This is a genomic window from Rhodococcus opacus B4 (genome assembly GCF_000010805.1).
Classification (GTDB): Bacteria; Actinomycetota; Actinomycetes; order Mycobacteriales; family Mycobacteriaceae; genus Rhodococcus_F; species Rhodococcus_F opacus_C.
The window spans coordinates 545,397-558,192 of sequence record NC_012520.1 but is presented as its reverse complement, the minus strand read 5'-3'; the positions used below and the strand labels follow the sequence as shown (position 1 = coordinate 558,192).

Here is a 12,796-nt window from a genome sequence, read left to right as displayed (position 1 = left end):
CGCGGCGCTGCTCCCGGCGCTCCGCGCCGGGAGACGGGGCGAGTCGCTTCGCTCCCCGCCAGGGAGCCGCTGCGCGGCTCGCAGTGGGCCGATTCCCGTTGCCGTCGATCGAGTCGCTTCGCTCCTCTGAGTTTTCCAAGATTAGGTTCTCACCTGCACTTTTACTCGGAACGTTTGATCCGGTCCCCCACACCCCAACGAGGCCGGGGAGGCGGAGGAACGTGCCTGACCCGCCGCCCACTCGCCTTCCCTCGCCGCTCCATGTCATACCCACAGCATACCACCCCACCCCCACGCAACCCAAAACAATCGAAAATCTCAAAACACCCAAAACTATTGATCAACAACAAATTACGAACCTTACAACCTGACATTTGTGCACAACACGGGTAAAAACTTATTCACCAATTGATTATCCAAACATGTTGTAAATCAACATCATTCAAAAACGGCTCAAACCGGACGAAACAGACACACGCGTGCCCCCCGGCACGTCGCCGGCACCCCCACATCACAAACCGGGGACATGTCATCACACCAGGTCACAGCACCATTACGCCCACACGCAGCACACAGCCCGCACCCCAGGGGTCGGGTGCGGGCCGTGTACGGAGAGAGGCGGACTAGGCTGCGGGGTCCAGCCAGGGCCGATCGTCGCGGCCCTCGACATAGACCCCGCCGGGCGGACCGTCGAGCAGTGTGAGCATCAATTCACGGGCCGCCGGAGAGGCACCGGCGAGCATCTCGTCCCGGTGCTCGCACCAGTCGTCCCAGTCCCAGCCCGCACCGGCATCGATGCAGCTCTCCACGGCCTCGACCGGCTCACCGCCCACGAACACCCACACGCTGGTCGGCCCATCAGGATCGCGGACGATCACCGCCTCCACCGTCACGCCTGCACCGCCCTCGTCACCGTGTAACCGAGCGACTCCGCCAACAGGTGCAACAGATCATCCGCCGTAGGCAGGGCCGCCCGATCCATCCGATCCCGGATCGCGTTGCACTCAGCCTTGTCCTCACACATGCACTCACTGTTGCGGGCACCGTTCTCGAGGCCGGAGTCCAGCCCGCAGCCATCCACCGTCACCGGATCGAGCACCCACCGATCGATGCCGTCCCAGTCGCGCATCAGGTAGACCCAGATCGATTCCTCGATGAAGTGGGTGCCGCGATTGAGGGCGCGCTCGCCCTGCGACATGTAGACCTCGGCAGTGGTGGGGATATTCGTGTTCGCCGTCGCTGTTGTCATCGTGGGGTTTCCTTCCGAGGTCAGTGGTTCACGGTGGGCGCGAACACCGCACCGGTCAGCAGGGCATCCTTCTGGGCGTCAGACAGGCCCACCGTCGCGCCGTTGCCGTCGTGGGCCGCGAACACCACGGCCCCGCAGAACGGCTGCCAGATCGCCCCGTGGGCGCGCGCAATCGCCGTCGCCATCAGATTGACCTGGGCGGCGGCCTGGATTGCGCCCTCGTCGTCGACCCACATATCCAGATCCGGCGTCAGCCGCACCACGTCGAACCAACGGCACCCGATCGCGGACCGGATCGCCGCCCCGGTGCTCACCTCCGCCCCGAGGTCGATCACCTCCAGGCGCCCGTCCACACCGATCCGCACCGCCTGCACAGTCACCGTGGTCTGCGTGCTGGTAACGGCGTTCATGCCTGCACCTCCGTCACCGTGTACTCACGCAACTACAGACCGTGACGGCGGAACCCACTGATCCGGCGGCCCAAAGCCCGCGCCAGCACCTCCCCGTCCACCTCGTCTTCGGCGACCTCCTCGGACCGGGCCGACACCGGCACCGACACCTTCGTGGTGATCGTCACCAATGCCTCGACCGTGAACTCCCGGCTACGCGGCGGCAGCCCGTGCTCCTCCATGAACCGATCGAACTCACTGCACAAGTTGTTCTCATCCGCCCAGGTGCCCGCGTCCTTCGCGATGTGCTCCACCCAGTCCGCGTGTGCCTTCTGATTGGCCTGCAGGTGCTCACGCAGCCACGCCACCTCCCGGCGATCGCGCATCGCCTCCGCCAACGACGTGGCGATCCGCTCCCACCACACCGGCACCGGGCGCTGCAACGACGCGACCACCACCTGATCCGGGTGCACCCGGCCCTGCCACACCGGCGCATCCGGTGAGAGCGGCACCAACGCTACCGACACCAGACGCTTGTCCTCGGCGACACCGCTCACCGACAACGCCGCCACATCGGTGCGGTCCGCGACCAGCCAGCCAGCCGTCCACGCCTCACCCTCACACACCTCGACGAACACCCCATCCGCCGGGAACACCCCACCGGCAGGGGCAGCTACACCCGCCCCGCTCGTCACGTTCTCGACAACTGCAACGTCCACAGACATCACAACTCCAAACCCCCGGACAACACCCCGGGCTCACCGGAACGGAAGGGTGGTCAACCCCTCCGTCCCGCATCAATTGGGACACCGAAAACATAGCCCACCCCACCGACACAAACAACCCGAAACACACTGCACAACAAACGAATTCGATCCGTATACCGCTCACAAAAACACCCCAGAATCAAGCCCCCGAGCACGTAAAACGCCACCTACCCATCCCGTGCCGGGGCACGGGATGGGTAGGGCAAAGGCGCATCGCGGGGAGTCGTCGACGGCGATGATGGGTTCCATGCCGATGCCGGAGTGGAACCAGGACAGTTTGGTGTGGCGATTCGCCATGACCGACGACGGTCCGGACTTCCACGACACCCCCGGCTTTGAGCCACCGGACCCGTGGCTGCTCGCGATCGCAGCCGTTGTGCGCGACCTGCGGTGCCTGCGATACGGACGCGACGTGCAGGTACACCGTCTGGTGTGGGAACTCGCGATCAGCGACCAGTACGCCGTCACCATCGGCTGGCGCGGACCGGGGGTTGGTGGGTTCAACCTCTGCCACGGCGTATCGATGGATGCCCCCTACCCGCAGACAGCGGTCTGGGTCGCCGAGACCACGCAAGGCGAGCTGACCGGATACGAATTCATCCAGTGGCCATCGCGAGGACGGCACATCCTCTACCCCCGCCTACGCCAGGAAGGACCGGTGTGGGTCGACCCACACACCGACACCGCGGTCGCCGCCATCGGTGAACTGTGCGCGCAGCGCGCCGCCTGGGACGCCCTCGACCGGTGCCAGGGAGGATGAAGGTCGAAGGTTCCTGGGGAATCGAACTCGTCGGGTCCCGCAGACGGCGCGTCCAGCACCCCGCCTTACCGTGGGCCACGTGAGCGCAACCCCGGCCGCTATCGACGTGACCGATCCCGACGCCGACGGAATCATCCGCCTTCTGACGTACGCGGTCGGATCGGCAGATCGGGACCGCCTAGACGTGGCACTCGTGCCCTACCGGACCAGATCCGCGGTCCTCGCCGTCGCCCGAACCTCCCGGCTGCCGGTCGGTGTGATCGGATACAGCGCCACACCGGATCAGCTGACGCTGCTGCACCTCGCCACCGACCCCACCTGCCGGCAACAAGGCATCGGCACCGCCCTCATCCACTGGGTGCACGCACGCCATCCCGACATCCCGCTCGCCGCCGAAACCGACGCCGACGCAGTGCGCTTCTACGAAAAGACCGGGTTCACCAGCACCTCGCTCGGCGAGAAGTACCCCGGCGTCGAAAGATTCCTCGTACGCCGGCCCCCATCCAGCTAGTCGCATCGATGACCCCACGGCCAGAACGATCATGGCCGCACGGTTTTGACTGCCCGCATTGCTCCGGCCACCGTGGGGACACGCTGCCGGAAGGCACGGTTCTAAGGTGGGTGCTCGTGCATGCCTTCGTCGATGAGAACACCGTCCGCGGGATCATGGTGGCTGCCGCCATCGCCGATCCGCGGTCGCTGGCGCATGCCCGGAAGGTGCTCACCGAACTACGCCTGAAGGGGCAGGAGCGTCTACATTTCAAATCCGAACGCGATTCCCGTCGGCGGGAAATCTGTAACCAGTACGCGCTCAACGTTGCACTCCGACAGCTGTGTTGGCAAAAGCACGAAGGTTACGAAAGTGAGGAAGAGATCCGCATCGCCGTGATGAATCCGGCGTCTGACACGCGACACGAACGGCCAAGCGCCTACGGGCCGCGCACCGTTGAGTATGTCGAACTCGTCAATGGCGACCCCACCGATCACGATGCCACTCTCATCGCCGCAACCGAGACCGTTTTCGCACTTCCGATCCTCGCCGTCCGCATCGGGCCGCGGAACACCCCCACCAAGCTGACCGAGGACCTCAACGAAACCGCGCGTCTCCTCGACGAGAACGGCTACAACGTTCCCGTCGTCGCATCGACGACGCCTTTCCTGCGAGGACGGTAGCGGCGCGGATGCCGACCGGTGCACTGCTCGGTCGATTACCCCCGGAAGGGGACGTCGGATGGAACGACCACTTCAGGGTCGTGCCCGTTGTTTCGCAGTAACTCTCGGGCCGCTGCCACCTGGGCCGGCTGGTGAGGACCCGGTCCCACTACCAACCGTGAGATCGTCGGGCAGGAAGACGCATCGGACTCGGTTCGTATATTCACGGCCATCTCCAGGTAGGGCAACAGCCCGGACCGACCTGCACGAAGATTCGCCGGGTACTTCACGTCGCCCTCGGTTGTCAGGCGCCATTCATGTTCCTGCTCGAATGCAGAGTCCTTTACCGCCGCGATTTCTCGAAAGGCCGACGCCGCCAGCATGAACATATCGAGCTTCCCGTCGGGGCCGGCGACATGGAACCCAGACCCTGAAACCACCCCCTGCACGAACTGGATCGCGGCCTTCTTCGCTTCGTCTTCGCCGTACACCACTTGTCGAAGTGTTGCGCGCACCGTACCAGTACCCATGACTGTGGTTCCTGGATGAAATGCCCACGTATTGAGGGCAATCGATTCCCCGGAAAACCCGACCGCGTACCCACCGACGCCACCGGCATAACCACGCCACTGGCTCAGCAGATTGCCCTTCTTGCAGAAGCAGGTGGCAAAGCATCGCAGTCCCCACTCGAACAATCTGTCGGGATCAAACCAGCGCGCGAGTTCGGCGAATACTTCACGCAACTCCGGGCTCACTGCCGGATCGGCGGCAGCCGCCGTGAACTGTTCACGAAACACCTCTGCCCCGAACTTCAGCTCGGATGAGTCATTCATGTACCGCACGTCCGATGCCCACAACTTCGCCGCAACCCCGTACGCGAGCTTGTTGTTCTCGTACTTGACCGGCCACGAGGACGGATTCACAATTCCGGCGAGCCCCGCGGCGTCTGTGTAGTGATACAGAATCGGCGGCACGGTCATGGTCTCATCCATGGCCAAGAGTCTCCCCTAGCGGCTCCGAACTTCCGCTCAGCGGCACCCTCAGAAAGTCCACTTGAGCGGGAAACGGTTGTCGGGTCCCACCTGTGGTCACGTTGCAGGTAGCACCACTTGGCGACGACGGGTACGGGGCATGCACAGCGGCCGCAACCCATCCGGCCCTCCGCACCCGTTCGCACGTCGCCGCGCTCGTGCAGGCAGGCCGCGGGTACGGTGCGGCCGGCTCTGTCATCCCGGGTGCAGGTGACGCGGAGACGCGGGCCGTCATCCAACCTTGCGCCAGCGACCGAACTTCGGAGGATCCTCGGCGCGGACTTGCAGCTGACTCAGGTTCTCGCCGATAACCTGGCCAGACGTCATCGACCCGGTGATCATCCATTTCCAGCCGCCGCCGAGATAGATCGTCTCGCCACTCGATTTGTCGGTGACCGTCAGCTCGACACCGTCCACCTCCACCGAGCCATCGTTGAGGTCCAGCCGCCACCACGGAAGAGTCTCCAGATGATCCAAGTACTTACCGACCGCCTCAAGGTCGGGGAAGTAACGATCCTCTCCCCCATCTTCGGCCCCGAAGGGGCGCACGGAGTAGTGAGCCTCGAATGTTTCACCATCCTCGCGTCCGAGTCTCCCGTGGGCTGACGTCAGCACGGCGTAACCAAGCGGGACGGCACGTTTGTTCAGTTCCTCGGCGCCGACGAACGCGGAGGACGCGCTCGTGACGAAGTCGTCGGTAGTCACGCGCAGAAGCTACATCGGCCCACCGACATCCTGGCCGACACGGACGTCACCAAATCGTGGTGGCGGCTTGGCGAGCGGCTTTCTGGAAGCTGTTTCCTAGCAGGTCTGCCGCGACTGACACCCGTCCGCTACTCCTGGTTGTTCCCGCAGCGCGGCGGTGATTCCGAGCGAGCGAACCAGTTCATCAGTGCATACGCCAACAGCTTTCAGAAGGCCGGAAGAGGGTACTAGTAACCGCGCCGCCCGGAGTGAGGCACGTCCGCGATCACCTCGCCCTGTCGGGTGCGCGTTGCCCTAGGTAGGACTGTCATCGGGTGGATGCGCGGAACGCGTCGAGGAGGCCCGCTACCAGGACCTGCGCGGACTCTTCGGCACCGCGATCGAACGCGGCGGCCGATAGGCTCTCGTCCGGGTCGACGCGCACGGTCGGGACGCTACCGAAGCCGAGAGACACCCGGCTGCGGGGTACACCGGTGACCTTGTCTTCAGTAATTGATCTCTGTTTTCCGCCCAACCCGATGCCGAGCGCAAAACGCTCTCCGGTCAACAGCTTCATCGCGCCGATCAGTCGAAGATGCCTCGCTGTCGTTGCCGTGAGTTCCTCAGCGTCGATGATCGAGCTCAGGCTGTCGTACGGCAGGGACCACCACAGTGAGCACTGCCCGGTGCCGTCGACCCGCACGCCCCGCAGCTCGGTCGGGCGCGTCTGTTCGAACCCTGCAGGACCACGGGTCGGTAACTCGACCACGACCGCATCACTGGTCGCATCCGGGCTCGCCCCTGCCTCCGGGGGCAGAGCCCCCGCTGTTCGCAGCGCACTGATGAGCTGCTCTGGCAGGGTGCGCATCAGCCGGGCGGAGCGGGGCTCGCCGTCGAGTGGGCGTACGTGCAGCTCCACGTAGGGGTCTTGTCTCTGCGGTCCGGCAGGAGGTCGATCCCACTGGTCTTTCCAGGCGAATGCAACTGGTTCGGTGAGTCGTTCGTAGGTCAGCGCTGTCGGCAGGGTGTCGAGTGTCCTGAGCGCCTGGACCACCTTGGATTGCAGGTCCACCGCATCGGTGAATTCTCCGTAGAAGTTGCCGGTGCTGTAGTCGCCAACCATTCGAGCGAATTCGTCCTGCTTCGGTTCGAAGTCCACACCAACTTTCCGGAAGACCAGCCTCGGCATGCCCCTTGTCAGGGCCGCTACCCATTCGTCGTGAGTGGCCGACTGCCCGGTTTCGGGAAAGACGTGCCCGTACTTTGGTCCGAGAAGCAGCAGATAAACATCACTGCTGTCGACCCCTCGGATGCATGCTTCGCGGCTCGGGTGCGGCTGGGCCCCGAAGTCCTCGAACCGCACCGGCTCGTGGGCTACGGCCTGAATCAGGCCGGGAAGGCTGTCCCGCTCCGGTTCCAGACCTGACCGGACGCTGCTGATGAAGATCCGCATACCGCAAGTGTGCCCGGTTCCTACGACAGACCACCGACGTGACGGTCCCCCACGGGCCGGCACAGTGAACGCGAGGCGTCGCCCGCGCTACGCTGTTACGTCTATGAGGGGAAGGGCACCGTGGAGTTCAGGAAGCGGACACTGAGGCAACTTGCGGACATGATCTGCGGTAACGCCACGTCGGAGGACGCCCATTTTCTGTATCGGACCAGCTCGTCGCTCACCGAGTTCTTCGAGGACCTCGACACCGACTACCGCCACGACGGGTCAACGCGACGCGACTGGGTCGCCGACGTCCTCACCCAGATCCTGCAGGAACCGACCACGGGTGCGACGACTCTGCCCGACACATTCTCCCGGGTCATCAGCCACTTGATGGAACCGAAGGATGCCCTCAACGAGGGAACGGACAGACCCGGAGCGCTCTCGCTACTCAACGTCGCGTTGGAACGAGAGCAGTACGAGGCGTTCTACGGCCCTGACCAGATCTGTTACCTGCGACATCTCCCCACCAACACGATCGCCATCCCCGGCCCCAACCCCCATCGACCGTTCTCCGCCGCCGAACGCGAGCGTCGGGAGCTGCTGATCGCCTATCTGGATACCTCATCCGAGGACCAGCTGATCGAGGAGGTCCTACTCCCTCTGTTCCGACAGCTCGGCTTTCATCGCATCACCGCCGCCGGCCACAAGGACAAGTCCCTCGAGTACGGCAAGGACGTGTGGATGCGCTACACACTGCCGAGCCAACACGTCCTCTACTTCGGAATTCAGGCCAAGAAGGGCAAGCTCGATTCCTCCGGAATGACGAAGACCGGCAACGCCAACGTCGCCGAGATCCACAACCAGGCGCTGATGATGCTTGGCCACGAGATTTTCGATCCCGAGATCGGAAAGCGAGTCCTGGTCGACCATGCCTTCATCGTGGCCGGCGGCGAGATCACCAAGCAGGCCCGAAACTGGCTCGGCAACAAGCTCGATGCCGCCAAACGGAGTCAGATTCTGTTCATGGACCGTGACGACATCCTCAATCTCTATGTCGTTACCAACCTTCCGCTCCCAAACGACGCCTTGCCCGCCACCGGGACCTGGCCCGACGGTCCTCCCTTCTGACGCTGCCCCGCCGTCCACATGCGCCTACCGCTCGGTCGGAATCAGCGAGAGGGTGGTTCGACTGCGATCAGCCGCGGCGCCGACGTCAGGTGACGGACTCACCCGGCCTCGCCGCCTACCGAATCGTTCTACCCTGCTGGCCGGCGCTGTATGCGAGGGCACGCTGCGCGGCAGGATCGGCGATCAAGTGATCGACCACCGTGCAAGTGCGCATCCACGCCTCGACATCTACATCGAACCGCCCCACCAGGGTCCGGCACTCCTCCACGATGCTCTTCGGGCTGTACCGGATCTGGCCGTGCTGCACCTGTCCTGGCTGGGGAAACCCGAAAACGACGCTTTCGCAGTGGTTGACTCGGTTACGCGCCCAATTCAACCGCTGACACGCCTTCTGCGTCATGCTCATCGTCCACGCCGGCGCCCCTGGCCGACGATTGGCGTTGAAGCATGCCTCGAGCGCGGGAGTCCACAACGTCGTCTGATGATCGGCATCGTTCGGTGTGCGCAACAGCGCTACCCAGAAACCGAGCATCAGCGCCGCTACCACCTTGTCCGCCGAGGGTGTTTGCGTCTGTGCCGGCGCTGCGCGGCCAGCCGCGGCGCGACGCTGACGTTGCGGCCTCAGAGTGTCGTATGCATCACGCACCTTCTTGCTGGCCTCGCTGGACAGATTCGCCCCCGTCCGGCTGTCGAACCAGCGCGCTCCGTACGAAACCTTGAGAGCCACATGCATTTGTTGGCGAAGGACAACCTCGACAATCCGCAGGTGAGCGTGGATATGCGAGGCGAGCTTCGCGTCGAGAAGGTATAGGGCCGCCGCCGGCCCCTCGTGACCCGAGTACGTACGACGGAACGGTGCCAGACGGACATTTGCCGTGGTGGCAGTCAACGCCGCCTGCTGCCGGGGCGTGAGTTGAGTAAGCACGCGGCGAACGCTACACTTGTGCCATATTCCCGGCTTGGACCGGGTTTTCGAAGCCGCCGTCGCCCTCCGGGGAACGGTGGCTTCTTTTTTGGGGAACCGTAGCGTCGACCCTTCGACGAACCGGCTAACTGTGCAACCATCTCACCCGTGACAGATTCCGAAATCGCCCCCTACGTCGCGGTATACCAGAACACGGACTTCATCGGCGGGCTGACCCAGTCAGCGACCAATTCCGGCATCTCCCTGAGCGGCGAGAGCGAATACACCGAGGGCGTCGAACACGGAGACCAACGCGGTCGCGGCGGAAAGACCCACCTGACAGCCCGCGCCGCCATGCCGGGACTGGGCGAAGCCGGCCTCGACGTCGGCGGCAATCTCGACAAAGCCACCACCGACAAGAATACAAGCGCCACCCGACACAGGCTGTCGGTTTCCTACGACATGGCGTTCCACCTGCACCGGTTGCACGAGCTGCTCGAGCAGCACACCACCACCGTCGCAACTCCCGACGATGCCGAGCCCCTTGAAACCGGCGCCATCGTCAAGTTCACCGGCAAGTTCAACCCTGACCCGATCAGCGCGATCCTCGACATCGCCAGCCCCGATCTCATCTCGGAAGTCGCTCGGTTCGCAGCCCGAACTCGTCGGCCTGCGGTTGATGGGGAGACCTTCAACGTCGATGAACTCAAATACAAATGGGAACTCGCCGAGCAGAACGCGACCACGCAAGCCGATTTCGCCCGGGCGATTACCACAGCACTGCACACCGACTTTCGGCGCAGTACTACCATCGAATTCCACTGCGCGATCGCATCAGGCCTGACCGCCATCGTGGTATGCGAGACCGAGCACTTCACCACCGCCGATCCGGACAGACTGCTCGATGGCGAATTCACCGTGCTCGGAAAAGTCGTGACTTCGCCCGAAACCGACATCCCCGTCCTCCGCAAGAACAAGTTCCTGCGCAGACTCGACACCGACTGGGTGCGGTGGCTCTTCCACAGCCTCGGAAGCAGCGTCGACAGGCTCAACGATGCTGAGGTCACCGCCTTTGTCAGAGACCACCTCAACCGCAACGAAGCAGCCGCACCACCCCTCGACTTGCACTTCCCTGCAGTGATCGAGGGCCGATCATTTACCGTTCTCCCGATCGGCATATACGCCTAGTACCTCCCCGGGCGCGCGAACCATATCGAGATGACGTAAAGCACTGCATAACAATCTGTTCCCGGTTTCTCCGACACGCCGGAGGCGGCCGTTGGAGTGGAAGCGCCAGCCGAACGTGCAGTTCACCAGTGTCGGAGAGGACACTTCGCCCGCTGTTACTGGAGGGGCTAATGATTCCTGAGTGGTTCCTGAGCATGATCGGTTAGGTTGAAAGGAGCGAGCGGGCCCGCCGCTGACCGAAGTCCCCCACAGAGACGACAGGTGTCAGATGGCTAACGCAATACTAAATGTGGTTTCGCCACGCCCCAAACGTGGTTCACCGCTGAAAACCCTAGTTGTCGCCTCGCTGACGTCGGCGTTGCTCGCCTCCGGTGCCGGTCTCGCCGCGGCGCAACCGACCACCACACCAACTCCGACACCGGGCACCACCACCTCCACGGCGCCCACCACGACCACAACGACACCGTCGGCACCGTCGGCGGAGGCCCCGGCGCAGCGGATGGCACCGAACAGCTCCACCGCAACCCCACCAGCACCGCAGTCGCAGGAGTCGGCGCCGACGGCACCGGAGACACCCTCGGTACCGTCCGCGGAGGTGAGCACACCGGTTCCCTCCAGTGAGGTGCCCGCCACCTCGCCCATTACCGAGGCACCGGCGCCAGCTCCGGGCGAGAAGCAACCGTTCGTGGAGTGGACACCTACCGAGAACCCCAACGCCACGATCGTGCCCGGCAAGATGCGCTCGGACCGCCAAGAACTGCCCGAGGGCTTCACCAAAGAAGACGCCGACAAGGCCGAGATCGCCGAAGCGAAACTCCAGGCATCGTCCCGGTCGCGCAGCACCGCCACCACCGCCACCACCGCCCTCGCCGCCGCCGCTCCCACCGACTGCATGGTCTACTGGCCCGCCTGGCAGTACACCGTGTGCGGGCTGATACGGGTCAAATACGACTCCCTCGGCGGCCCGAACAGCTTCCTGCTCTGGCCCGCCTCCAACGAGCTCACCAATCCCGACGGATACGGCAAACGGTCGGTGTTCAACAATGGCCCGATCTACTGGTCTTCCGCCAGCGGCGCTCACCCGGTGGTGAACCACTTCTTCGCCGCCTGGCAACGCAACGGCTGGGAAGCCGGACCTCTCGGATACCCCACCACCGACGAAATCGCCAACCCAGGCACTGCGCCCGGGCGGCGTCAAGAGTTTCAGAATACCGCCGCCATCTACTGGAAACTCAACGAGGCCTACGCCATCCGCGGAGCGATCCGCGCTAAATGGAATGAACTCGGCGCAGAGCAGGGCTCGCTTGGCTACCCGCTCAGCGACGAGATCGTCCCTCCTCCAGAACTCTCCGTGGCTGGCACGCGAATGAACAAGTTCGAGGCCGGCATGATTCTATGGAGTGCAGAGCAAGGGGCTGCCGAGGCGAACTGGTTCGTCACGCAGGATGGATCGTCGGCCAGAACCATGGACCAACCAGGAGATGGTGTCGTCAAGATTTCTCCAGGTAAGCCACGGGAGACGGAATGCCCAGCGGAGACAGTGCACCCTGGAACCCCCTTCAACTGCGAAGAAGCATGGCCCGACTCGTATGACAGGACGGTCGTTGCACGGTTCGGCCGACAGAATTCACAGGCCACCCCCGGTCATGGGGCGTTTGGGTGGATGCATGCACTTGTCGACCACAATCTTGATCTGGACGCGATGGGAAAGATCATTAACGTATCCCAGAAGGTACCCATTGGTGACCGCCTGGAGTACCAGGCGGAGTTCAAAGCAAGAGGTCAGACGATCATCCGAGCAGCTGTGCGTACTCGGGAGGTTGCGATGGACGAAGATGGCCATCTTGACGAATTTGCTCAGGGCGTTGTCACCGGATACTGCAAGACCGGATCAGAGGCCGGGGAAGGATGGTGCCCCGACTGGGTCAACGGCACGCTGTAGAAGTGTCCGGTCACCATCTCCTTAACCTGTGATTTCATGTGTGGTCCTGTCCGCCTCCGTCTGCGGGCAGGACCACACCGACGTGGAATACAGCGGCATCTCGATCGAAAGCTCGTCACACTCTCTCGTCCCCGTCTGGGGAGATCGCCGTCCATTCGCCTGGG

At 63.7% G+C, this 12,796-nt stretch carries 15 protein-coding genes; 6 read left to right on the top strand and 9 right to left on the bottom strand.

What is annotated here, in order from left to right; genetic code table 11:
- Positions 1-623: 623 nt before the first annotated feature.
- From ROP_RS38715 to ROP_RS38700, 4 genes are read right to left on the bottom strand one after another with little or no spacing between them, the layout of a single operon-like run.
- Positions 624-893, bottom strand: coding sequence for a hypothetical protein (locus tag ROP_RS38715; protein ID WP_012687053.1), 270 nt, complete (start codon positions 891-893; stop codon positions 624-626).
- Positions 890-1,249: a hypothetical protein gene (locus ROP_RS38710; RefSeq protein WP_012687052.1), complete on the bottom strand. Its 360-nt coding sequence runs from the start codon at positions 1,247-1,249 to the stop codon at positions 890-892. The genes ROP_RS38715 and ROP_RS38710 overlap by 4 nt, the downstream gene beginning before the upstream one ends.
- Before the next feature lie 20 nt (positions 1,250-1,269).
- Positions 1,270-1,659 carry a DUF3846 domain-containing protein gene (locus ROP_RS38705; RefSeq protein WP_043827356.1) on the bottom strand — a complete coding sequence of 130 codons (390 nt, stop codon included), beginning with the start codon at positions 1,657-1,659 and terminating at the stop codon, positions 1,270-1,272.
- 32 nt (positions 1,660-1,691) lie between these two features.
- Positions 1,692-2,363, bottom strand: a complete 672-nt coding sequence (locus tag ROP_RS38700; protein ID WP_231869129.1) for a hypothetical protein — start codon at positions 2,361-2,363, stop codon at positions 1,692-1,694.
- A 289-nt stretch (positions 2,364-2,652) separates the two neighbouring features.
- Here ROP_RS38700 and ROP_RS38695 point away from each other — a divergent pair, with 289 nt between their 5' ends.
- The 3 genes from ROP_RS38695 (at position 2,653) to ROP_RS44700 (ending at position 4,338) form a co-directional block, all read left to right on the top strand.
- Positions 2,653-3,165, top strand: coding sequence for a hypothetical protein (locus tag ROP_RS38695; RefSeq protein ID WP_043827405.1), 513 nt, complete (start codon positions 2,653-2,655; stop codon positions 3,163-3,165).
- A 79-nt stretch (positions 3,166-3,244) separates the two neighbouring features.
- Positions 3,245-3,676: a GNAT family N-acetyltransferase gene (locus ROP_RS38690; RefSeq protein ID WP_012687048.1), complete on the top strand. Its 432-nt coding sequence runs from the start codon at positions 3,245-3,247 to the stop codon at positions 3,674-3,676.
- A gap of 116 nt (positions 3,677-3,792) precedes the next feature.
- Positions 3,793-4,338: a hypothetical protein gene (locus ROP_RS44700; RefSeq protein WP_231869128.1), complete on the top strand. Its 546-nt coding sequence runs from the start codon at positions 3,793-3,795 to the stop codon at positions 4,336-4,338.
- Between the two features lie 35 nt (positions 4,339-4,373).
- On the opposite strand, the gene ROP_RS38680 is transcribed toward ROP_RS44700, so the two are convergent.
- From ROP_RS38680 to ROP_RS38670, 3 genes are all read right to left on the bottom strand, one after another.
- Positions 4,374-5,309, bottom strand: a complete 936-nt coding sequence (locus ROP_RS38680; RefSeq protein WP_012687046.1) for a DUF2971 domain-containing protein — start codon at positions 5,307-5,309, stop codon at positions 4,374-4,376.
- Between the two features lie 270 nt (positions 5,310-5,579).
- The gene (locus tag ROP_RS38675; RefSeq protein WP_012687045.1) at positions 5,580-6,053 is read right to left on the bottom strand and encodes a hypothetical protein; all 474 of its coding nucleotides are present in this window, start codon (positions 6,051-6,053) and stop codon (positions 5,580-5,582) included.
- Positions 6,054-6,360: 307 nt separating this feature from the next.
- Entirely contained in the window at positions 6,361-7,485 is a 1,125-nt protein-coding gene (locus tag ROP_RS38670; RefSeq protein ID WP_012687044.1) for a DUF4062 domain-containing protein, read from the bottom strand.
- A gap of 120 nt (positions 7,486-7,605) precedes the next feature.
- Here ROP_RS38670 and ROP_RS38665 point away from each other — a divergent pair, with 120 nt between their 5' ends.
- Positions 7,606-8,598, top strand: a complete 993-nt coding sequence (locus ROP_RS38665; protein ID WP_012687043.1) for a hypothetical protein — start codon at positions 7,606-7,608, stop codon at positions 8,596-8,598.
- A 115-nt stretch (positions 8,599-8,713) separates the two neighbouring features.
- Here the strand turns inward: ROP_RS38665 and ROP_RS38660 are convergent, their stop codons facing one another.
- Positions 8,714-9,523 (bottom strand): hypothetical protein, encoded by an 810-nt coding sequence (locus ROP_RS38660; RefSeq protein WP_012687042.1) that lies wholly within the window; start codon positions 9,521-9,523, stop codon positions 8,714-8,716.
- A gap of 147 nt (positions 9,524-9,670) precedes the next feature.
- Between ROP_RS38660 and ROP_RS38655 the strand changes: the two genes are divergently transcribed.
- A complete protein-coding gene (locus tag ROP_RS38655) occupies positions 9,671-10,690 on the top strand; it encodes a DUF6414 family protein (RefSeq protein ID WP_012687041.1) in 1,020 nt (339 codons plus the stop codon).
- Between the two features lie 264 nt (positions 10,691-10,954).
- On the opposite strand, the gene ROP_RS44695 is transcribed toward ROP_RS38655, so the two are convergent.
- Positions 10,955-11,293, bottom strand: coding sequence for a hypothetical protein (locus ROP_RS44695; protein ID WP_231869127.1), 339 nt, complete (start codon positions 11,291-11,293; stop codon positions 10,955-10,957).
- On the opposite strand from ROP_RS44695, the gene ROP_RS43050 reads away from it, so the two are divergent.
- Positions 11,286-12,632 carry an LGFP repeat-containing protein gene (locus tag ROP_RS43050; RefSeq protein WP_231869126.1) on the top strand — a complete coding sequence of 449 codons (1,347 nt, stop codon included), beginning with the start codon at positions 11,286-11,288 and terminating at the stop codon, positions 12,630-12,632. The genes ROP_RS44695 and ROP_RS43050 overlap by 8 nt on opposite strands.
- Positions 12,633-12,796 lie beyond the last annotated feature (164 nt).

Excerpts from the sequence above, each read along its gene's own strand:
- ROP_RS38670 (WP_012687044.1), bottom strand. The coding sequence starts at position 7,485 with ATGCGGATCTTCATCAGCAGCGTCCGGTCAGGTCTGGAACCGGAGCGG.
- ROP_RS38695 (WP_043827405.1), top strand. The coding sequence starts at position 2,653 with ATGCCGATGCCGGAGTGGAACCAGGACAGTTTGGTGTGGCGATTCGCC.
- ROP_RS38705 (WP_043827356.1), bottom strand. The coding sequence starts at position 1,659 with ATGAACGCCGTTACCAGCACGCAGACCACGGTGACTGTGCAGGCGGTG.
- ROP_RS38700 (WP_231869129.1), bottom strand. The coding sequence starts at position 2,363 with ATGTCTGTGGACGTTGCAGTTGTCGAGAACGTGACGAGCGGGGCGGGT.
- ROP_RS38680 (WP_012687046.1), bottom strand. The coding sequence starts at position 5,309 with ATGGATGAGACCATGACCGTGCCGCCGATTCTGTATCACTACACAGAC.
- ROP_RS38710 (WP_012687052.1), bottom strand. The coding sequence starts at position 1,249 with ATGACAACAGCGACGGCGAACACGAATATCCCCACCACTGCCGAGGTC.